The organism is Pantoea eucrina (genome assembly GCF_020079945.1).
GTDB classification, from domain to species: domain Bacteria; phylum Pseudomonadota; class Gammaproteobacteria; order Enterobacterales; family Enterobacteriaceae; genus Pantoea; species Pantoea eucrina.
In genome coordinates, this window is the sequence record NZ_CP083448.1 from 946921 (window position 1) to 967582 (window position 20662).

The 20662-nt window shown below is 54.4% G+C and carries 16 protein-coding genes and 7 tRNA genes; 4 read left to right on the forward strand and 19 right to left on the reverse strand.

The window, feature by feature from the left end; all coding sequences use genetic code 11:
- Positions 1-289: 289 nt before the first annotated feature.
- The 5 genes from lnt to miaB all read right to left on the reverse strand — a co-directional run bounded on the left by lnt (position 290) and on the right by miaB (position 5957).
- Positions 290-1816: an apolipoprotein N-acyltransferase gene (lnt, locus tag LAC65_RS04395; protein WP_039383154.1), complete on the reverse strand. Its 1527-nt coding sequence runs from the start codon at positions 1814-1816 to the stop codon at positions 290-292.
- Positions 1817-1820: 4 nt separating this feature from the next.
- On the reverse strand, positions 1821-2702 hold the full coding sequence (corC, locus tag LAC65_RS04400; RefSeq protein WP_039383156.1) for a CNNM family magnesium/cobalt transport protein CorC: 882 nt from the start codon (positions 2700-2702) through the stop codon (positions 1821-1823).
- Between the two features lie 81 nt (positions 2703-2783).
- Entirely contained in the window at positions 2784-3257 is a 474-nt protein-coding gene (gene ybeY / locus LAC65_RS04405) for an rRNA maturation RNase YbeY (RefSeq protein ID WP_039383158.1), read from the reverse strand.
- Positions 3254-4327 (reverse strand): PhoH family protein, encoded by a 1074-nt coding sequence (locus LAC65_RS04410; protein WP_039383160.1) that lies wholly within the window; start codon positions 4325-4327, stop codon positions 3254-3256. Before LAC65_RS04410 ends, ybeY begins: the two co-directional genes overlap by 4 nt.
- 205 nt (positions 4328-4532) lie before the next feature.
- Entirely contained in the window at positions 4533-5957 is a 1425-nt protein-coding gene (gene miaB / locus LAC65_RS04415) for a tRNA (N6-isopentenyl adenosine(37)-C2)-methylthiotransferase MiaB (RefSeq protein ID WP_039383162.1), read from the reverse strand.
- 238 nt (positions 5958-6195) lie between these two features.
- Here miaB and ubiF point away from each other — a divergent pair, with 238 nt between their 5' ends.
- Positions 6196-7368, forward strand: a complete 1173-nt coding sequence (gene ubiF / locus LAC65_RS04420; protein WP_039383164.1) for a 3-demethoxyubiquinol 3-hydroxylase — start codon at positions 6196-6198, stop codon at positions 7366-7368.
- Between the two features lie 103 nt (positions 7369-7471).
- Here the strand turns inward: ubiF and LAC65_RS04425 are convergent.
- The 12 genes from LAC65_RS04425 to nagB form a co-directional block, all read right to left on the reverse strand.
- A tRNA-Gln gene (locus LAC65_RS04425) sits at positions 7472-7546 on the reverse strand.
- A 28-nt stretch (positions 7547-7574) separates the two neighbouring features.
- Positions 7575-7649: transfer RNA gene (locus LAC65_RS04430), tRNA-Gln, on the reverse strand.
- A 6-nt stretch (positions 7650-7655) separates the two neighbouring features.
- Positions 7656-7732, reverse strand: a tRNA-Met gene (locus LAC65_RS04435).
- A 30-nt stretch (positions 7733-7762) separates the two neighbouring features.
- Positions 7763-7837, reverse strand: a tRNA-Gln gene (locus LAC65_RS04440).
- 34 nt (positions 7838-7871) lie between these two features.
- Positions 7872-7946, reverse strand: a tRNA-Gln gene (locus LAC65_RS04445).
- A 21-nt stretch (positions 7947-7967) separates the two neighbouring features.
- Positions 7968-8052, reverse strand: a tRNA-Leu gene (locus LAC65_RS04450).
- Between the two features lie 8 nt (positions 8053-8060).
- Positions 8061-8137, reverse strand: a tRNA-Met gene (locus LAC65_RS04455).
- A gap of 217 nt (positions 8138-8354) precedes the next feature.
- Positions 8355-10022, reverse strand: a complete 1668-nt coding sequence (gene asnB / locus LAC65_RS04460) for an asparagine synthase B (protein WP_039383166.1) — start codon at positions 10020-10022, stop codon at positions 8355-8357.
- Between the two features lie 298 nt (positions 10023-10320).
- A complete protein-coding gene (locus tag LAC65_RS04465) occupies positions 10321-11073 on the reverse strand; it encodes an HAD-IIA family hydrolase (RefSeq protein WP_039383168.1) in 753 nt (250 codons plus the stop codon).
- 36 nt (positions 11074-11109) lie between these two features.
- On the reverse strand, positions 11110-12330 hold the full coding sequence (gene nagC / locus LAC65_RS04470; RefSeq protein ID WP_039383170.1) for a DNA-binding transcriptional regulator NagC: 1221 nt from the start codon (positions 12328-12330) through the stop codon (positions 11110-11112).
- A gap of 7 nt (positions 12331-12337) precedes the next feature.
- The gene (gene nagA, locus LAC65_RS04475; RefSeq protein WP_039383172.1) at positions 12338-13486 is read right to left on the reverse strand and encodes an N-acetylglucosamine-6-phosphate deacetylase; all 1149 of its coding nucleotides are present in this window, start codon (positions 13484-13486) and stop codon (positions 12338-12340) included.
- A 56-nt stretch (positions 13487-13542) separates the two neighbouring features.
- Positions 13543-14343, reverse strand: coding sequence for a glucosamine-6-phosphate deaminase (gene nagB, locus LAC65_RS04480; protein WP_071668986.1), 801 nt, complete (start codon positions 14341-14343; stop codon positions 13543-13545).
- A gap of 340 nt (positions 14344-14683) precedes the next feature.
- Between nagB and nagE the strand changes: the two genes are divergently transcribed.
- The 3 genes from nagE (at position 14684) to LAC65_RS04495 (ending at position 19159) form a co-directional block, all read left to right on the forward strand.
- On the forward strand, positions 14684-16708 hold the full coding sequence (gene nagE / locus LAC65_RS04485) for an N-acetylglucosamine-specific PTS transporter subunit IIBC (RefSeq protein ID WP_039385758.1): 2025 nt from the start codon (positions 14684-14686) through the stop codon (positions 16706-16708).
- A 149-nt stretch (positions 16709-16857) separates the two neighbouring features.
- Positions 16858-18528 carry a glutamine--tRNA ligase gene (gene glnS, locus LAC65_RS04490; RefSeq protein WP_039383178.1) on the forward strand — a complete coding sequence of 557 codons (1671 nt, stop codon included), beginning with the start codon at positions 16858-16860 and terminating at the stop codon, positions 18526-18528.
- Positions 18529-18763: 235 nt separating this feature from the next.
- Entirely contained in the window at positions 18764-19159 is a 396-nt protein-coding gene (locus LAC65_RS04495) for a hypothetical protein (protein ID WP_039383180.1), read from the forward strand.
- A gap of 61 nt (positions 19160-19220) precedes the next feature.
- On the opposite strand, the gene fur is transcribed toward LAC65_RS04495, so the two are convergent.
- Together fur and fldA are read right to left on the reverse strand one after the other, a co-directional pair.
- Positions 19221-19667 carry a ferric iron uptake transcriptional regulator gene (gene fur / locus LAC65_RS04500; RefSeq protein ID WP_039383181.1) on the reverse strand — a complete coding sequence of 149 codons (447 nt, stop codon included), beginning with the start codon at positions 19665-19667 and terminating at the stop codon, positions 19221-19223.
- A gap of 356 nt (positions 19668-20023) precedes the next feature.
- Positions 20024-20554: a flavodoxin FldA gene (gene fldA, locus LAC65_RS04505; protein WP_039383182.1), complete on the reverse strand. Its 531-nt coding sequence runs from the start codon at positions 20552-20554 to the stop codon at positions 20024-20026.
- Positions 20555-20662 lie beyond the last annotated feature (108 nt).

Genomic DNA, 20662 nt, shown 5'->3' on the forward strand with positions numbered 1-20662 from the left:
GACTAACATAGCGAAATGTTAACGCAATGAAACAAAAAAGTTTGTTTTTTGCGAGCCGCTCCGCACCATTACAAGGCAATGTAGCTGCCTTGCGCTGTTTCAGTGCGCAATCATGCCCGTTAACAGTGCGTGAAATTCATGACAGCAAGCCTGCTGCCGGGATTCGCCGCTGTCGTTATGGTTAACAGCAAGCTTCGTGCCACATTACGCAGCATTGCAGGAGAATGTTTCAGCGGAAAGACAAAAAAAAAAGCGAAGCCGTGGCTTCGCTTTCAGGGAGACGCGAGCGTCAGACGCGCCGGCGTGCAATGGCGGCGGTGATCGCTGCCAGCGTCAGTAACCAGACCGGCCAGATACCGCTGCGCGCATAGGGCGTTTCGCCTGCAGCAGGCGTTACGCGCGCCTCCAGTACCCGGCGGGTAAACTGCGGGATCATCTTTTCAACGTCGCCGTCGGCGTTGACCACGGCTGTAACGCCATTGTTTGTCGAGCGCAGCAGCGGGCGTCCCAGTTCAAGCGCACGCATGCGCGCCATCTGAAAATGCTGCCACGGACCGATCGAGTGGCCGAACCAGGCATCATTTGAAACCGTCAGCAGGAAGTTGGTATCTGGCCGGAAGTTGGCACGTACCTGTTCGCCCAGAACGATTTCATAGCAGATGGCGCTGGTGAGGTTATAACCCGCCACGTTCAGCTGTGGCTGGATGTAAGCACCGCGGCTGAAAGAGGACATGGGCAGATCGAAGAACGGCGCCAGCGGACGAAGCAGGCTCTCCAGCGGCACAAACTCGCCGAACGGCACCAGGTGATTTTTCTGATAGCGGTTACGGCTCTGGTAGTTATAAGGCTGTTTGCCACCGAGCACGATGACGGAGTTATAGTCGTGATAGCGGTTATCACCCTCAACGCGTGAGTCAACAATGCCGGTAATCAAACTGCTGCCGCGCGCGCGCAGTTCCGCGTCCAGCGCCTGTAAAAAGGGCTGCTGGTTACTTTCAAGATCGGTAATAGCTGATTCAGGCCAGATAATCAGCGGCGCACTGCCGATATAGGGCTGACTGTAGCTGGTATAGACGCGCAGCGTGTCGCGCAGCTGCTGCGGATCCCACTTCATCGATTGCGGGATATTACCCTGTACCATCGCCACGTCCACACTGCGTGCCGGCAGCGGCTGATACCAGTGCAGCATACGCAGCGGCCACGGCAGCAGCAGCAGGGCTGCGGCAACAATCAGGCTTTTCAGACTGCGCTGATGCAGGGCAAAGACCAGCAGGCCGGCAATCATCATCAGCAGGAAGGTAATGGTCTCTACGCCCGCAAGCGGCGCAATACCTTTCAGCGGACCGTCAATCTGGCTGTAGCCAAACTGCAGCCAGGGGAAACCCGTCAGGACCCAGCCGCGCAGAAACTCACTGATTTGCCATAACGCCGGCGCCGCCAGCGCCAGCCGCCATAGAGTAGCGCGCGGCCAGAAGCGGTTGAGCACCACGGCAAACAGCAGCGGATAGAGCGCCAGATATGCTGCCAGCAGCAGCACCAGAAAGACGTTTACCGGCCCGGGCATACCGCCAAAGGTAGCGATGCTGACATAGACCCAGTTAATGCCGCTGCCAAACAGGCCAAAGCCCCATGTAAAGCCAAGCGCTGCAGCCTGGGCAGGACGACGGTTTAGCAGTAATACCTGCAAACCCGCCAGGGAGATAAGCGCCGCAGGCCAGAAATCGTAAGGAGAAAAGGCGAGGGTGCCGGTGGCACCCGCTATCAGCGCCAGCAGCAGACGCACCCGCTGGCGGGAAAAAAGAGAGGCAGATGCCATAAAGTTATTCGTCTTCGAGTTGCGGTTGTGGAGAATCTTCCGGAATTTTCACATGCACCTGAATAATACGACGGCTGTCCGCCATAGCGACTTTGAAGTGGTAGCCATCAATAGTGATACTCTCGCCGCGAGCCGGAAGGTGGCCAAAGCCCTGCATAACCAGACCGCCAATCGTATCCACTTCGTCATCGCTGAAATCGGTGCCGAACGCCTCGTTGAAATCTTCAATCGGCGTCAGCGCGCGTAACGTGTAGGTATGGCGATTCAGCTGACGGATGTCGCGATCTTCTTCGTCGTCATACTCATCTTCGATTTCGCCGACAATCAGCTCCAGAATATCTTCGATGGTCACCAGGCCAGATACGCCACCAAATTCATCAATAACAATCGCCATATGATAGCGCTGCGAGCGGAACTCTTTCAGCATGCGGTCAACGCGCTTGCTTTCCGGCACCACTACCGCAGGACGCAGCACCTTTTCCATACTGAAGGGCTCAGCGCTGCTGCTCATAAACGGCAGCAGATCTTTCGCCATCAGAATGCCTTCAACGTGATCTTTATCTTCGCTGATGACCGGAAAACGGGAGTGCGCAGATTCAATAATCACGGCCAGGCACTCTTCCAGACTCTGATTGCGCTTCAGGGTGATCATCTGTGAGCGTGGGATCATGATATCGCGTACGCGCTGTTCGGCGATGTCGAGCACCCCTTCCAGCATGTCGCGGGTATCCTGGTCAATCAGCTCTTTTTGTTCAGAATCACGGATCAGACCCAGCAGTTCATCACGATTTTTAGGTTCACCGTGAAACAGCTGGCTAAGCAGCAGGGAAAAGAAGCCCTTTTTACTACTGGGGGCGTCGTTGTTTTGAGAATGGTCGTCGCTCATGGCGTTTTAATTACGATCTCGCTGTTAGATAAGGATAGCTGCCCGCGTCCCGCCGGCAGCACAGTAGCCTGAACCCACGGCTCAGGCGTCTTCTTTCTCCGAAATGTACGGGTCAGGATAACCAAGAGCAAGCATTATCTCAGTCTCCAGCGCCTCCATCTCTTCGGCTTCACTGTCTTCAATATGGTCATAGCCCAGCAGATGCAGCGTGCCGTGTACGACCATGTGTGCCCAGTGTGCTTCAGTGCTTTTACCCTGTTCAGCCGCTTCCTGCTCAACCACCTGGCGACAGATAATTAAATCACCCAGCAGCGGCAGCTCAATTCCTGGCGGCGCTTCAAAAGGAAAAGAGAGCACGTTGGTCGGCTTGTCTTTGCCGCGATAAGTCAGGTTTAGCTCGTGACTCTCCGCTTCATCAACCAGGCGAATCGTGACCTCACTTTCTGGCTGAAAGGGGATAACGGCCGCTTCCAGCCAGCGCTGAAAAGCGGTTTCTTCCGGCAGGCCGTGCGCGTCGGCGCAGGCCTGCTGTAAATCCAGTACTACCGTACTCATGACGGCTCCTGTGGTGGTGTGGAGTGCACAGCCTGTGCGGCCAGCGACTCCCGTTTACGCTCTTCCGCCAGTTTATCACGACGCTTCTGATCCGCCTCTTCCCAGGCTTCATAAGCGTTCACAATACGTGCCACTACCGGATGGCGTACCACATCTTCGCTGTGGAAGAAGTTAAAGCTGATCTCTTCGACGTCAGCCAGCACTTCAATCGCGTGGCGCAGACCCGACTTGGTGCTGCGCGGCAGGTCAATCTGCGTCACGTCACCGGTGATCACCGCTTTGGAGTTAAACCCAATGCGCGTCAGGAACATCTTCATCTGTTCAATGGTGGTGTTCTGGCTCTCATCAAGGATCACAAACGCATCATTCAGCGTACGACCGCGCATATAGGCAAGCGGTGCCACCTCAATCACGTTACGCTCCATCAGCTTTTCAACCCGTTCAAAGCCGAGCATCTCAAACAGCGCGTCATAAAGCGGGCGCAGATAGGGATCAACCTTCTGGCTCAGATCGCCAGGCAGAAAGCCCAGTTTCTCACCCGCCTCTACCGCCGGACGGGTCAGCAGAATACGACGGATCTCCTGGCGCTCCAGCGCATCAACCGCGGCGGCAACCGCAAGATAGGTTTTACCGGTGCCCGCCGGGCCGATACCAAAGGTGATATCGTGGTCGAGGATGTTGGCGATGTACTGCGCCTGATTCGGCGTGCGCGGCTTAATCACACCGCGTTTGGTTTTAATGTTTACCGCTTTGCCATACTCCGGCACGCTTTCGGCGGTCTGCTCCAGCACCCGACTCTCTTTAATGGCCAGATGGATGTGATCCGGTTCGATATCCGGAATATGGCCGCGTACCGGGGCAGTATCCACGTACAGCGTACGCAGGATATGCGCGGCGGCGTCCACGCTAAGCGCACGGCCCACCAGCTTAAAATGGTTGTCGCGGCGGTTGATTTCGATGCCCAGACGGCGTTCCAGCTGCTTCACATTGTCATCAAACGGACCGCACAGGCTCATCAGACGTTGATTGTCGGCGGGTTCCAGAGCGATTTCACGAGTTTCGATATTCAATTGAATCCTTTGGGTCACACAGGGCCAGTTGAAAAAGTGTATGGATGCCGCGCGTGCGCGTCATAAGCGTATGACAAAATTATTTATGGGACAGCACCAGGACGCAAGCGCAGGGAAAGATATTTGGGCGACCGCTGCAGAATGCAAGGGGTAGCGGATGAAACAGGCGGCAGCACGCTGCGTGCTGCCGCACAGTGATTAACTGTCAGGGTTGATACAGGCTGACGCCGGTTTCATCCTCTTTGCGGGTGCGGGCAATGACGGCCGCCGGACTCTGCGCCACGCGCAGTCCCATGCGATCTTCGGTGCGTACGACCACGCCGCGCAGTGAGTTGGCATAGACATCAACGATTTCAACATCGACAAATTTGCCAATCATGTTCACCGAGCCTTCAAAGTTTACCACGCGGTTATTTTCAGTACGGCCGGTCAGTTCCATCACATTTTTACGTGATGTACCCTCAACCAGAATACGCTGAACGGTACCCACCATACGGCGGCTGATCGCCATCGCCTGCTGCTGGATACGATCCTGCAGAATATAAAGGCGCTGCTTTTTCTCCTCTTCCGGCACGTCGTCTGGCAGGTCAGCCGCAGGCGTACCCGGACGGGCGGAGTAGATAAAGCTGTAGCTGGTGTCAAAGTTAACGTCGTGGATCAGCTTCATGGTCTGTTCGAAGTCGTGCTGAGTTTCACCCGGGAAACCGATGATAAAATCAGAGCTGATTTCGATATCAGGACGTGCTGCGCGCAGCTTGCGAATAATCGCTTTGTACTCCAGCGCAGTGTGCGCCCGCTTCATCAGCGTCAGAATACGGTCAGCGCCGCTCTGGACCGGCAGATGCAGGAAGCTCACCAGCTCTGGCGTATCACGATAGACATCAATGATGTCATCGGTGAACTCAATCGGATGGCTGGTGGTAAAGCGGATGCGGTCGATACCATCAATGGCGGCGACGAGGCGCAGCAGCTCAGCAAACGTGCAGATCTGGTCATCAAAGGTCGCGCCGCGATAGGCGTTGACGTTCTGACCCAGCAGGTTAACCTCGCGCACACCCTGAGCGGCCAGCTGGGCGATTTCCAGCAGGATATCGTCGCAGGGACGGCTGACTTCTTCGCCGCGGGTATACGGCACCACGCAGAAAGTGCAATATTTATTGCAGCCTTCCATGATGGAGACAAAAGCCGTCGGGCCTTCAGCGCGCGGTTCCGGCAGACGGTCAAATTTTTCAATTTCCGGGAAGCTGACGTCAACTACCGGGCTTTTATTCCCGCGTACCTGATTGATCATTTCCGGCAGGCGATGCAGCGTCTGTGGTCCAAAGACGATATCAACACACTGTGCACGCTGGCGCAGTTTATCGCCTTCCTGCGACGCCACGCAGCCGCCCACGCCGATGATAAGATCGGGATTGGCCGCTTTGAGCTTTTTCCAGCGCCCTAACAGGTGAAAGACTTTCTCCTGCGCTTTCTCACGGATAGAGCAAGTATTAAGCAGCAGAACATCTGCGTCTTCGGCTTCCTCCGTCAGAGTGTAGCCGTGCGTGCTGTTCAGCAGGTCAGCCATCTTGGATGAATCATACTCATTCATCTGACAGCCCCAGGTTTTGATATGCAGTTTTTTGGTCATTGAACCAGCCATTGAATCTGAGCAGGGAAGTGCAGGGGGCATAGTGTAATGCTTTGGGGGGGATGTGACCAGCGTACCTGTCATACTTCGCGCACCAGCGTGACAGCCAGGCTGCTGCAGGCAGCGCGGACACAAAAAGATGTGGCAGCGGCTCAGCCCCCTTCCGGATGATTTCCGGTACACTTTGTTTATCAGCAAACGCCGTGGGGCGTCAGGGCAACAGGAAAGGTGAGGATTGATGCAGGAGAGACAGTATGACGTGGTCATCGTCGGAGGTGGCATGGTGGGGGCGGCGCTGGCGTGCGGGCTGGCGCAGCAGCAGTTCCGCGTTGCTGTCATTGAGCGTGCAGAACCTGAGCCGTTTGATAGCAGCTGCGAGCCTGATATCCGCATCTCCGCGATTGGTGCTTCTTCAGTTGCGTTACTGCAGCAGCTGGGCGCCTGGGCGCGCGTAGAGACGATGCGCAGTGCGCCCTATCGCAAACTGGAAACCTGGGAGTGGCAGAGCGCGCACGTCACGTTTGATGCAGCATCGCTGGGGCTGCCGGTGCTTGGCTATATGGTAGAAAACCGCGTGTTGCAGCGGGCGCTGTGGGAGCAGATGCAGCAGGATGGCGTCGCGCTGCTGTGCCCGGCAACGCTGCAGGATCTGCAGCCGCATAGCGGCGGCTGGCACATCACCCTGGACCAGGGCGCACCGCTTGATGCCCGGCTGGTGGTTGGCGCGGATGGCGCTAACTCGCGGGTGCGGCAGCTGGCAGGCATCGGCGTGCACGGCTGGAACTATGCGCAATCCTGCATGCTTATCAGTACCGAGTGTGAGCATCCGGCGGGTGATGCTACCTGGCAGCAGTTTACGCCGCAGGGGCCGCGAGCTTTTCTGCCGCTTTTTGACCAGCATGCATCGCTGGTGTGGTATGACGCACCCGCGCGTATCCGTCAGCTGCAGGCGCTGCCGCTGAGCCAGCTGGAGAAAGAGGTAAAGCTGAATTTCCCGGCTCGTCTCGGCCGTTTTCAGATAAAGAGCGCGGCGTCGTTTCCGCTGGTCCGGCGTCATGCCACGCGCTACGTCATGCCGGGGCTGGCGCTGGTGGGCGATGCTGCGCATACGATTAATCCGCTGGCGGGGCAGGGCGTTAACCTGGGCTATCGCGACGTGGATGCGCTGATTACCGTGCTGACTGAGGCGCGCAGTCAGGCGCAGACGTGGTCAGGAATGGCGGTGCTGCAGCGCTATCAGCGTGAACGCTATCGCGATAATCTGCTGATGCAGGGTGGCATGGATCTGTTCTATTTTGCGTTCAGCAACTCACTGCCGCCGCTGCGCCTGGCGCGTAATCTGGGGTTGATGGCGGCAGAGCGTGCCGGCGGCCTGAAGCGTCGTGCGCTGCGCTACGCGCTGGGACTCTGACCTCACCCACGCTTACTGCTGGCGCGGCGCGCTGGCAGAAAGCCCTGCCGTTTCAGAACGTCAGAAACAACAAAGCCCGCAAAAGCGGGCCTGTTGTGCAATTTGGCTGGGGTGCAGGGATTCGAACCCCGGAATGCTGGTATCAGAAACCAGTGCCTTACCGCTTGGCGACACCCCAATAGGTGTTTGATCAAATTGTCTTTGTATGGCTGGGGTGCAGGGATTCGAACCCCGGAATGCTGGTATCAGAAACCAGTGCCTTACCGCTTGGCGACACCCCAATTATCTGGTGGCTACGACGGGAATCGAACCTGTGACCCCATCATTATGAGTGATGTGCTCTAACCGACTGAGCTACGTAGCCATAATACTGCTTTACTGCTTTTCCCGATGCTGGCTGGGATACCTGGATTCGAACCAGGGAATGCCGGTATCAAAAACCGGTGCCTTACCGCTTGGCGATATCCCATCTGTTAACGCGTATCCACGAAAACATATCGGATTGGCTGGGGTACCTGGATTCGAACCAGGGAATGCCGGTATCAAAAACCGGTGCCTTACCGCTTGGCGATACCCCATCCGGCTGCCGAAGACTGAAATGGTGCGGGAGGCGAGACTTGAACTCGCACACCTTGCGGCGCCAGAACCTAAATCTGGTGCGTCTACCAATTTCGCCACTCCCGCAAAAAAGATGGTGGCTACGACGGGAATCGAACCTGTGACCCCATCATTATGAGTGATGTGCTCTAACCGACTGAGCTACGTAGCCATCTTTTTTCGCGTTACCTTCAACGGCGTTGCGGGGCGCATTATGCGTATTGAGCTTTGTAGCGTCAACAGTTTTTTTGCCGTTTTTTACCTTGCGGCGCCTGTTTGTCTGGCTTGTAACCAGGCTGGCGCTTTATTCAGCAATTTTCGATCACATCCGCGTCAGTTGCAACTAAAAAGGGACCGCAGCGGGTCCCTTACTCTATCCGGCGATGCGCTTATTTGTAAGCGGACTGATGTACGCCAACGGCACGGCCGGAAGGATCGTCCATGGATTTGAACGCCTCATCCCACTCAATCGCTTTAGCAGAAGAGCAGGCCACAGAAGGTCCGCCAGGCACGCACTCTGCTGCGCTCGGCAGCGGGAACAGCTCCTCAAAGATTTCGCGATAGAGATACGCTTCTTTTGAGCCAGGCGTGTTGTGCGGGAAGCGGAAATGTGCGGTTGCCAGCTGCTGATCGCTGACCTGCTTCGCCGCCACTTCTTTCAGCGTATCGATCCAGCTGTAACCGACCCCATCAGAAAATTGCTCTTTTTGACGCCACGCCACGCTCTCCGGCAGATACGATGAGAAGCATTCACGCAGAATGTGCTTTTCCATCTTCCCGTTGCTGCCGCACAGTTTATCTTCCGGGTTGATGCGCATTGCCACATCCAGGAATTTTTTATCCAGGAACGGCACGCGTGCCTCTACGCCCCAGGCTGACATCGCTTTGTTCGCACGCGCGCAGTCAAACATATGCAGCGCCAGCAGCTTACGCACGTTCTCCTCATGGAACTCACGGGCGTTTGGTGCTTTATGGAAGTAGAGATAGCCGCCAAATACTTCATCTGCGCCCTCACCAGAAAGCACCATCTTGATACCCATCGCCTTGATTTTGCGTGACATCAGATACATCGGCGTTGAGGCGCGAATCGTGGTGACATCATACGTTTCGATGTGGTAAATCACGTCACGGATCGCGTCCAGGCCTTCCTGTACCGTGAAATGAATTTCGTGGTGTACGGTACCGAGATGATCGGCGACCGCCTGCGCAGCTTTCAGATCGGGTGAACCCTCCAGGCCCACAGCAAACGAGTGCAGCTGTGGCCACCAGGCGTCGCTCTTATCAGCATCTTCCACCCGTTTAGCCGCAAAACGCTTGGTAACGGCCGAAATGATTGAAGAGTCCAGTCCGCCTGAGAGCAGCACGCCGTAAGGGACATCAGACATCAGATGGCTTTTTACTGACTCTTCCAGCGCATGTTTCAGGCCTGCAGCATCGGTGGTGTTCTGCGCAACCGCTGCAAAATCCATCCAGTCGCGCTGCCAGTAACGACGGATTTCACCATCAGTGCTGGAGAGGAAGCTTCCCGGCGGGAATTCTTTAATAGAGCGGCAGACCGGAACCAGCGCTTTCATTTCAGACGCCACGTAAAGGTTACCGTGCTCATCATTGCCCATATAGAGCGGAATGATACCGATATGATCGCGACCAATCAGGTACTGCTGTTTAACGCTGTCCCACAGGATGAAAGCGAACATACCCTGCAGGTCATCAAGGAAATCGACGCCTTTTTCCTGATAGAGCGCCAGAATCACTTCGCAGTCGGAGCCGGTCTGAAACGCATAACGATCGCTCAGCTCAGCGCGCAGCGCCTGATGGTTATAAATTTCGCCGTTCACGGCCAGTACGTGGGTGTGGTCAGCGTTATACAGCGGCTGCGCGCCGTTGTTAACGTCAACGATTGAGAGGCGCTCATGCACCAGGATAGCCTTATCATCTGCAAACACCCCGGACCAGTCCGGGCCGCGGTGACGCATCAGACGGGAAGACTCCAGCGCTTTCTTGCGCAGTTCAACAGGATCGCTTTTCAGATCCAGCACACCAAAAATCGAACACATAACTGACTCCTGATCTCACCCTGTGGCGATGTTATTTTGCATTTGTCCGGCAGCCTGCGCTGCGTGATGTATAAGAAAATGCGCTAATTGATGGTGGTTGCGCAAGCAAAATAACGTTTTTATGATAAATAGAGTGTTGCACAGGTGAATAAATTGAATATACACCAAAATAAAGGCTATTTTTTTAGATGATATCTAATAATTTGCCGGTTTAGCTCTTTTTATCATCAGGCGCCAAAAACAGTAACGCCCCGCACACCGGCAGGTGGGCAGGGCGTCAGCAGGTGCACGGCGCCGGTCAGAACAGATCGATATCGGCGACGGAAGGGAAAATCCAGTCGGGTCGGAATGGCATTGCGTCGATATCGCTCAGGGTGGAAACACCAGAGAGCACCAGAATAGTTTCCAGTCCCGCCTGGAAGCCCGCCAGAATATCGGTGCGCAGGTTATCACCCACGATCACTGTCTCTTCAGAGTGCGCATGCATTTTGTTCAGCGCCGCCCGCATAATGTAGGGGCTGGGCTTGCCAACATAAAAAGGCTTACGGCCCGAAATGGTTTCGATACCGGCACAGAGGGCGCCGCAGGCGGGAATAAATCCACGCGCGTGGGTATCCGGATTGGTCGCAATAAAGCGCGCGCCGTTAGCCACAAAAAACGCGGCTTTATGCATCATATCCCAGTTAAACGAGCGGGTTTCACCGACGATAACAAAATCAGGATTGACGTCAGTAATGGTAAAGCCGGCGTTGTAGAGTTCATGAACCAGCGCACCTTCTCCGATCACATACGCTTTTTTCCCCTCCTGACGCCGCAGGAAATCAGCGGTGGCCATGGCTGAGGTATAAAACACCGAGTCAGGAATGTCGACGCCGGCGTTGGAGAAACGGTTGGCCAGATCCTGAGCAGTCTGCGACGGATAGTTAGTCAGCACGACCAGCGGCATGCCTTTTTCCAGGATACGCTGCAGAAATTCATTAGCCCCTTTCACGGCCGTGTTGTCATGCATCAACACGCCATCGATATCACAGATTACGCTTTTAATGGTCATACAAGATCCCGTCAGGCCTGCTCAGGCAGGTTACAATTAATCTTCCAGCAGATGCTGCAGCAGAATGCCATTCAGCATAGCGCGTTTTGCCAGCGCAAACGCCCCAATCGCGGAGCGATGATCCAGCTGTGAGCGCACCACCGGCAGGTTTTTACGAAACTCACGCAGCACCTGCGTATTGATACAGCTCTCGATGGCGGGAAACAACACTTTGTCGGCGTCGGTGATTTCGCCCGCCAGCACCACCTTTTGCGGGTTAAAAAGGTTGATTGCAATGGCAATCGCTTTGCCGAGATAACGCCCCACATACTCAATCACTTCACACGCCAGCGCGTCGCCCTGATTAGCAGCGTGACAGATTTGTGGCATCAGGCAGTTATCCAGCGACAGCGTACTTGGATATCCCTGATTCAGCAGATGGCGTACGCGGTTTTCAATCGCGCCATTTGCGGCGATGGTTTCCAGACAGCCGAAGTTGCCGCAGTGGCAGCGTTCGCCTAACGGATCGACCTGGATATGGCCAATTTCACCCACGTTACCGTTACTGCCGAGAAAAATCTGTCCGTTAGCAATAATGCCGGCACCGGTTCCACGATGCAGCCGCACCAGAATCGAGTCAGCGCAGTCGCGGCTTGCACCGAAGTAGTGCTCAGCCAGCGCCAGACTGCGGATATCATGCCCTACAAAGCTGGTCACGCTGAACCGCTGCTGCAGGCTGGCAACCAGCGGCCAGTGGCTGACGGCAATGTGCGGCATATAGCGGATAATCCCTTTAACCGGATCGACCAGCCCGGGCAGGATCACGGCAATAGCGATCAGCTCATGAATTTTCCGCTGATGCACGTTGATAAACGCGCTGATAGCGTTAAACAGCGCGTTCTCCAGCGTCTCCTGCGTGCGCTCCGGTAGCGGATAATCTTCCTGCGCCAGCGATTTGCCGCTTAGATCAAACAGGGTAAGCGTGGCGTCGTTGCGTCCGAGACGGACGCCGATGGTATGGAAATGACGGGTTTCCGTGATAATGGAGATGGCGCGGCGACCGCCGGTAGAGGCCTGCTGCTCGACCTCTTTGATCAAACCGCGTTCAATCAGCTGACGGGTAATTTTAGTGACACTGGCGGGCGCAAGCTGGCTGAGATCGGCAATCTGAATTCGCGAAATCGGCCCCTGTTGATCGATCAACCGATAAACGGCTGCGCTATTGAGTTGTTTGACAAGATCGACATTTCCTATTTGAGTCTGGCCGCCAGTGGTCATTCAATGCTTACTCGCTGAGGACGCTCTCTCCATTGACGAACGTCTTGATGATTTGATAATCGCGGGTAAAAACAGTGAGGTTGGCGGCTTTTCCTGCTGCTACCGTGCCCAGCTGTTTCTCCACGCCCATGGCTCTTGCCGGATAAAGCGTTGCCATACGTAACGCCTCATCCAGGGCAATGCCGCAATACTCTACGCTGTTCTGCACTGCTTCAATCATTGTCAGTGCTGAACCGCTCAGGGTTCCATGCTCATCCACGCACAGACCATTGCGATAGTATATTGTTTTACCTGCAAAAATGAATTTATCAATCGCAGCACCTGCCGGCGCAGTCGCGTCAGTAACCAGAATCAGCCGTTCGCCTTTGAGACGTTTTGCCATGCGCACGTTAGCGTAATTGACATGTAAGCCATCTGCAATGATGCCGCAGTATACATCAGGCGAATCAAACAGCGCACCGACCAGTCCAGGTTCACGGCCGCTAAAAGGACTCATCGCATTATAAAGATGGGTCGCAAAGGTAATGCCGGCGCTGAAGCCGGCTTTTGCCTCGGCATAGGTCGCATTAGAGTGACCGGCAGAAACGATGATACCGGCTGCGCTGAGCTGACGAATAACCTCGCTGCCTGCCTGTTCAGGCGCCAGCGTGACTTTAGTAATGACATCCGCGTTGGCACAAAGGTAGTCGACCAGTGCGGGATCGGGCTGGCGTATCAGAGCCGGATTGTGCGTTCCTTTTTTCTCCCGGTTGAGCCACGGACCTTCAAGGTGCAAACCCAGCGCCTGATTCTGGCGCGTTGTCAGCCAGGCGCGCATGGTTTCCACCGCCTGCTTCATCAGTTCATCACTGCTGGTAATCAGCGTTGGAAGAAAGCTGGTACAGCCTGACTTTTCATTAGCACGCTGCATTATCTCCAGCGTTTCCACGCTCAGCGCTTCAGGCGAATCGTTGAATTGCACACCGCCGCAGCCGTTGAGCTGCAGGTCGATAAAGCCGGGAGCGATAAACGCGCCGGCCATATCCTGTTGCGGTAGCGCTGCATCCAGCATGGCGCGCGGGCAAACCCGATCAATAATACCGTCCGCGATAACTACCGCGTGATCGTCCAGAATGTCATAGCCGGTAAAAATCCGACCGTTTACTAATGCGTACATTATCTCTCTCCCGGCTGCGCCAGCTGTCAACGACAGCAGGCTTCTACATCGTGCTCTCAGACGCCCTGCATATTTTCCGCTTCAAGCTCGCGGAAATATTTTACCGTTTTAATTTTCAGTTCCATTGTCGCTGGCTCATCACATACCACAACCGCTTTTGGATGCAGCTGCAGACAGCTGATGGTCCACATATGGTTTACGTTGCCTTCTACCGCGGCCTGAAGCGCCAGCGCTTTGACGTGGCCTGTCACCAGGATCATTACCTCTTCGGCATCAAGCAGCGTACCCACGCCAACGGTCAGCGCATATTTAGGGACCTGGCTGACATCGCCATCGAAAAAGCGTGAATTAGCGACACGCGTATCATGCGTCAGCGTTTTTATACGTGTACGCGATGAGAGCGAGGAGGCGGGTTCATTAAACGCAATATGGCCATCATTGCCTACACCACCCATAAACAGGTGGATTTTACCAAACGCACGAATCTTCTCTTCATACTGGCGACATTCTGCGTCAATATCTTCCGCATTGCCATTCAGAAGATTGATGTTTTCTGACGGAATATCAACGTGATCGAAAAAGTTGCGATACATAAAGCTGTGATAGCTTTCCGGGTGCGCTTTCGGCAGACCGACATACTCATCCATATTGAATGTGACAACATGCTTAAAGCTGACCTGGCCCGCTTTGTGCATCTCAATCAGATGCTTGTAAGCTTCCAGCGGCGTGCCGCCCGTAGGCAATCCCAGAACAAAGGGACGCTCAGGGCCTGGGTTAAAGGCGTTAATCCGGTTGACGATATGGCGGGCTGCCCATTTGCCAACCTGAGCAGGTGTAGCCAGCGGAATCAGTCTCATAGTGCACCTCGGTTAAACAGATAAAAAGAATATGCTGTAGCAGCCGTGATCAAGTGTGAATGAGGTTAACGCGTTTATCAGCAAGCTACAGCGAAAAAGAGCGGTTGATATTTTTTATCATAAAATAAGTTTGTGGCAGTGACCAGTATTAAGCGACTTATATTGGCTATTAAGGTGATAAAAGTCACAACTGGAGCGGTTTTAATTTGCGAGGCGAATTAATTTATCTTTACACTGCATCTCGCAGAGAATCGTCTTATCAACACGCCAGGTGCCGGGATAATAAAACCAACCCGTACCAGGGGATACGCCAGTCTCATAGGGGGAGAACAAGGTGAGTATATTAGGCTATTTACAAAAAGTCGGCCGTGCGCTGATGGTGCCGGTGGCCACGCTGCCGGCGGCCGCTATCCTGATGGGGGTAGGCTACTGGATCGATCCCGACAGCTGGGGGGCAGGTAACGCACTGGCGGCACTGCTGATAAAGTCAGGCTCCGCGATTATCGACCATATGTCGGTACTGTTTGCGATTGGTGTCGCGTACGGTATGTCTAAGGATAAAGATGGCGCAGCGGCCCTGACCGGCTTTGTTGGCTTTCTTGTGGTGACCACGCTCTGTTCGCCTGCTGCAGTCGCTATGATCCAGAAAATGCCGCTTGAGCAGGTGCCTGCGGCGTTTGGCAAAATTGAAAACCAATTTGTCGGTATCATGGTGGGTATCCTTTCGGCGGAGATGTATAACCGCTTCAGCCATGTCGAACTGCCTAAAGCGCTCTCTTTCTTCAGCGGGCGTCGCCTGGTACCGATTCTGGTCTCCTTCCTGATGATTGTCGTGGCGTTTATCCTGATGTACGTCTGGCCGGTGATCTTCGGTGGTCTGGTAAGCTTTGGGGAACATATCCAGAAACTGGGTTCTGTCGGGGCGGGGGTATACGCCTTCTTTAACCGACTGCTGATCCCGGTTGGCCTGCACCACGCGCTCAATTCCGTGTTCTGGTTTGATGTTGCGGGTATTAACGACATTCCAAAATTCCTCGGCGGCGCGCAGTCTATTGCTAACGGCAGCGGCATTCCGGGTATTACGGGTCGCTACCAGGCAGGCTTCTTCCCGATCATGATGTTTGGCCTGCCGGGTGCGGCACTGGCTATCTATCACTGCTCGCGTCCTGAGAATCGGGCAAAAGTGGGCGGCATTATGCTGGCAGCCGCTTTCGCAGCATTCTTTACCGGTATCACTGAGCCGCTGGAATTCTCCTTTATGTTCGTGGCCCCGGTGCTCTATGTGATCCACGCGGTACTCACCGGTATTTCCGTGTTTATTGCGGCCAGCATGCAGTGGATTGCCGGCTTTGGCTTCAGCGCCGGCCTGGTAGATATGGTGCTCTCGTCGCGTAACCCGCTGGCGGTGCACTGGTGGATGCTGATCCCGCAGGGCCTGGTCTTCTTCGTGATCTATTACGTCGTCTTCCGTTTCACTATCCGCAAATTTAATCTGCTGACGCCGGGCCGCGAGCTGGCAGCGGATGATGAAACCGATGGTTATGATGTGAATGTCACGCCTGAAAGTAGCGGTGAAACGGCGACTGAATCGCTGGCGCGTCGCTATATTGCTGCCGTCGGCGGCTCTGAAAACCTGACGCATATTGATGCCTGTATCACGCGCCTGCGCCTGAACGTGAAAGATTCCGCACAGGTCAGCGAAGGTGTGGCAAAACGTATCGGCGCTTCAGGCGTTATTCGTCTTAATAAGCAGAGCGTGCAGATTATTGTGGGTACGCAGGCGGAGAGTATCGCTACTGCGATGAAGTCCGTATTGACCAAAGGCCCGGTGGCGGCCGCCAGCGCTGCGCCTGTGGCTAAACCGGTTGTGGCAGCAGCAGCGCCTGCGCCCGCGGCTACACATAAGGCGATTGCCACGCTGCTGGCACCGGTATCAGGTCATGTAGTGGCGCTGGATAAGGTGCCGGATGAAGCGTTCGCCAGCAAAGCGGTAGGTGATGGCCTGGCCATTCAGCCGTCGGATAGCCGCGTGGTGGCACCGATTGCCGGTACCATAGTGAAAATCTTCAATACCAATCACGCCTTCTGTCTGGAAACAGAGAGCGGCGTTGAGATAGTGGTGCATATGGGGCTGGACACCGTTGCGCTGGCAGGGCGCGGTTTTACCCGGCTGGTGGAAGAGGGCGCGACCGTTACCGCTGGCGAGCCGATCCTGGAGATGGATCTGGACTATCTGAACGCTCACGCGCGCTCGATGATCAGTCCGGTGGTGGTCAGCAACAGCGACGACTTCGCAGGTCTTACGCTGCTGGCAACCGGCACGGTCGTTGCCGGCGAAACGCCGCTCTATGAGGTGAAAAACTAACCCCGGGCGTCTAACCGATAAGGCAGGAAGCGATTCCTGCCTTTTTTGTTTTAAAAGCGCCAACAAACGGTTGTTTCCCTTCAGCGCTTTGTGGATCATACTCCGTTACTTCGAGGTAAAATCACCCGTTATTGTTTGAGGATTTTGAGATGAGTGAGGCTGAAGCCCGCCCAACGAACTTTATTCGTCAGATCATCGACGAAGATTTGGCGAGCGGTAAGCACAGTAGTGTGCATACCCGTTTCCCGCCAGAGCCCAATGGTTATCTGCATATTGGCCATGCAAAATCGATCTGCCTGAACTTTGGAATCGCACAGGATTATCAGGGGGAATGCAATCTGCGTTTCGATGATACCAATCCGGTTAAAGAGGATATGGAGTTCGTCGAGTCGATCAAAAATGATGTGCAATGGCTGGGCTTTGAGTGGAGCGGCAACATTCGTTACTCATCCGACTATTTTGATCAGCTGTTTAATTATGCTGTCGAGCTGATCAACAAAGGACTGGCGTACGTTGACGAACTGTCACCCGAGCAGATCCGCGAGTATCGCGGCACGCTGACGGCGCCGGGCAAAAACAGCCCGTATCGCGATCGCAGCGTCGAAGAGAACCTGGCGCTGTTCCGGAAAATGCGCGATGGTGGCTTTGAAGAGGGTAAGGCGTGCCTGCGTGCCAAAATCGATATGGCTTCCAGCTTTATTGTGATGCGCGATCCGGTGCTCTACCGCATTAAGTTTGCCGAGCACCATCAGACCGGTAACAAGTGGTGCATCTATCCGATGTACGATTTCACGCACTGCATCTCCGATGCGCTGGAAGGGATCACGCATTCGCTCTGTACGCTGGAGTTTCAGGATAACCGTCGCCTGTATGACTGGGTGCTGGATAACATCACGATTCCGGTGCATCCGCGGCAGTATGAATTTTCGCGCCTGAATCTGGAATATGCGGTGATGTCGAAGCGCAAGCTGACGCAGCTGGTGAGCGAGAAGCGGGTTGAAGGCTGGGACGATCCGCGCATGCTGACCGTTTCAGGCCTGCGCCGTCGTGGTTACAGCGCGGCATCAATTCGTGAGTTCTGCCGCCGCATCGGTATCACCAAACAGGACAATATCGTTGAGATGGCTTCGCTGGAGTCATGCATTCGTGACGACCTCAACGAAAATGCGCCGCGTGCTATGGCCGTGCTCGACCCGCTTAAAGTCGTGATTGAAAACCTGCCTGCCGGGCATGATGAGATCATCACCATGCCAAACCATCCTAACCGGCCGGAGATGGGAACGCGCGACGTGCCTTTCAGCCGCGAAGTGTGGATCGATCGCGCAGATTTCCGTGAAGAAGCTAACAAGCAGTATAAGCGTCTGGTACTGGGTAAAGAAGTGCGCCTGCGTAACGCTTATGTGATTCGCGCTGAGCGCGTGGCAAAAGATGAGGCGGGCAACATCACCTGCATCTATGCAACCTGCGATGTGGATACGCTGAGCAAAGACCCGGCTGATGGCCGCAAAGTAAAAGGGGTGATCCACTGGGTCTCCGCAATTCATGCGCTGCCCGCTGAGTTCCGCCTCTATGATCGTCTGTTCAGCGTGCCTAACCCGGGCGCGGCAGAGGATTTCCTCGCGACTCTGAATCCGGACTCGCTGCAGATCAAGCAGGGCTTTGTGGAGCCAGGACTGCGCGAAGCGGCAGCAACCTCGCCATACCAGTTCGAGCGTGAGGGCTACTTCTGCGCGGACAGCGTCTACTCGCAGCCATCAGCGCTGGTATTTAACCGCACGGTAGGCCTGCGTGATACCTGGGCGAAGATCGGCAGCGAATAATAACCGCTTCCGGCATCATAAAATTATATAAGGGCGAGTATTCGCCCTTTTTTATTATCCTCTTTTGCTCCCCGGCAACCATTTATTCTGCGTTAAATAAAATCGAGCTGGTATGCGGGTTTACGACTTGTCTGACTTTAAAAAAATTAACGCATTTGACCGTGTTAAATCCTTTTTTTCAGGTAGGCTATGCGCACTCCGGACTTGGTCTGTGGCTAGCAAAAAGGGAAAAATAATGACAAGCCTCGCTCAGGAAGCCAAACATAGCGTTGTGGTTTTACATCAGCTCATTGAACGTATTTTTAATCATGCGGATGTCAGCAACGATACCATGGGGCTGCTGCTGTCGCATTTCCATCCTGATTTCCGGATGGTTACGCCACAGGGCAGACAGCTGAATCTGAATGACGTTGAAGATCTTTTTCGCCGCCTGTGCGGACAGCGTGAAGGAATGCGCATCGCGACCAGCGAACATGCAATCATTTCTGAGCAGCAAAAAGAGGTCACCATTCAGTATCGCGAACTGCAGATACTGAACGGCGAGAGCCACAGCCGTATTTCGCTGGCGGTGCTGGACTGCACAACGGAAAATCCGCGCTGGCGCTATCTGCAGGAGACACTGGTCGCCTGAACTGCAGCAACAAAAAAACCGGTGCCTGCACCGGTTTTTTTATTTTGCAGCGTAGCTGACGTTATTTATCGTTATGCAGCGTTTCATCTTCCCGGCAGTCACCCACTTCGCAGTGACCATACAGATAGAGGCTATGGTTAGTAAGCTTAATGCCGTGGCGGGTCGCGATTTCGCGCTGGCGCGTTTCGATCGACTCATCGCTGAACTCAATCACTTTACCGCAGTCCAGGCAGATAAGATGATCGTGATGCTGCTGCTGCGTTAATTCAAAAACGGACTTGCCGCCTTCGAAGTTATGACGGGTTACAATGCCCGCGTCGTCAAACTGGTTCAGAACGCGATATACCGTGGCCAGACCAATCTCTTCGCCCATATCGATCAGGCGTTTGTACAAATCTTCCGCACTGACGTGATGGCACTGGGGTTCCTGAAGCACTTCCAGAATCTTTAATCTGGGCAGCGTGACTTTCAGGCCAGCCTTTTTCAATGCGGAATTGTTGTCAGTCATGCGGATATTGTCCTGTTACTTTGCTAGTCATTTGCGGCTTAACAGCCTTGAATGTGTGGTTAACGCGCATTCTCATTTGCGTCTCATTATAGAACCGGGGCAGGCGAATAGAAACCAGGCAAATGCTAAAGAAATCACCAGAGGCGGGAGTAACGCTCTTGCTGTCGCCGGCGGGATTATACAGTGCTGGGTTCTCAGTTCACTCAGCCTCAGCCTGCTGACAGAGGAATAAGCCGTTAACCGTTGCGGGTATTCTACAGAATTGCAGGGAAAAGTTAAAAAAGCGTAGCTATTATTTTTATAGGCAATTCCGTTACCCGATGTTAACCGTGCCTGCATCGGGTAACGGCAACACATTATGCCTCAATAATTTCTTTAAGCTGCAGCTCATCAAAAATCTGCTTCACCCAGCCCTCGACGCGCGCATTCGTCAGCTCTGGCTGACGATCTTCATCGATGGCGAGCCCGAGGAAATGCTTCTCATCGGCCAGACCTTTAGAGGCTTCAAAGTGGTAACCTTCAACAGGCCAGTGGCCCACGATGATTGCGCCATTTGGCTCAATAATGTCGCGAATCGTACCCAGCGCATCGCAGAAGTACTCGGCATAATCTTCCTGGTCGCCACAGCCAAACAGCGCAACCAGCTTGCCATTGAAGTCAATCTCTTCCAGCGTCGGGAAAAAGTCATCCCAGTCGCACTGCGCCTCACCATAATACCAGGTAGGAATACCCAGCAGCAGAATATCAAACGCTTCCAGATCTTCTTTCGTGCTCTTAGCAATGTCATGCACTTCGGCGACATCTTTACCCAGTTGTTTCTGGATCATCTTTGCAATGTTTTCAGTGTTGCCGGTATCGCTGCCGAAGAAAATGCCTACGATTGCCATGGGTTAGGTAGCCTCTTAAATCCTGAATGTGAGAGTAAGTCAACAGACTATACAGATAAGCGAATGATAGCAGACCCTGAAAAAGCGCGGAACGCGCAAAGCGCAGAG

Bases quoted from the DNA above. Each gene is read 5' to 3' on its own strand.
- ybeY (WP_039383158.1), bottom strand. From the start codon at position 3,257: ATGAGTACGGTAGTACTGGATTTACAGCAGGCCTGCGCCGACGCGCAC.
- asnB (WP_039383166.1), bottom strand. From the start codon at position 10,022: ATGTGTTCGATTTTTGGTGTGCTGGATCTGAAAAGCGATCCTGTTGAA.
- corC (WP_039383156.1), bottom strand. From the start codon at position 2,702: ATGAGCGACGACCATTCTCAAAACAACGACGCCCCCAGTAGTAAAAAG.
- nagC (WP_039383170.1), bottom strand. From the start codon at position 12,330: ATGACCACTGGCGGCCAGACTCAAATAGGAAATGTCGATCTTGTCAAA.
- lnt (WP_039383154.1), bottom strand. From the start codon at position 1,816: ATGGCATCTGCCTCTCTTTTTTCCCGCCAGCGGGTGCGTCTGCTGCTG.
- ubiF (WP_039383164.1), top strand. From the start codon at position 6,196: ATGCAGGAGAGACAGTATGACGTGGTCATCGTCGGAGGTGGCATGGTG.
- miaB (WP_039383162.1), bottom strand. From the start codon at position 5,957: ATGACCAAAAAACTGCATATCAAAACCTGGGGCTGTCAGATGAATGAG.
- LAC65_RS04465 (WP_039383168.1), bottom strand. From the start codon at position 11,073: ATGACCATTAAAAGCGTAATCTGTGATATCGATGGCGTGTTGATGCAT.
- fur (WP_039383181.1), bottom strand. From the start codon at position 19,667: ATGACTGACAACAATTCCGCATTGAAAAAGGCTGGCCTGAAAGTCACG.
- LAC65_RS04495 (WP_039383180.1), top strand. From the start codon at position 18,764: ATGACAAGCCTCGCTCAGGAAGCCAAACATAGCGTTGTGGTTTTACAT.
- glnS (WP_039383178.1), top strand. From the start codon at position 16,858: ATGAGTGAGGCTGAAGCCCGCCCAACGAACTTTATTCGTCAGATCATC.
- fldA (WP_039383182.1), bottom strand. From the start codon at position 20,554: ATGGCAATCGTAGGCATTTTCTTCGGCAGCGATACCGGCAACACTGAA.
- nagA (WP_039383172.1), bottom strand. From the start codon at position 13,486: ATGTACGCATTAGTAAACGGTCGGATTTTTACCGGCTATGACATTCTG.
- nagB (WP_071668986.1), bottom strand. From the start codon at position 14,343: ATGAGACTGATTCCGCTGGCTACACCTGCTCAGGTTGGCAAATGGGCA.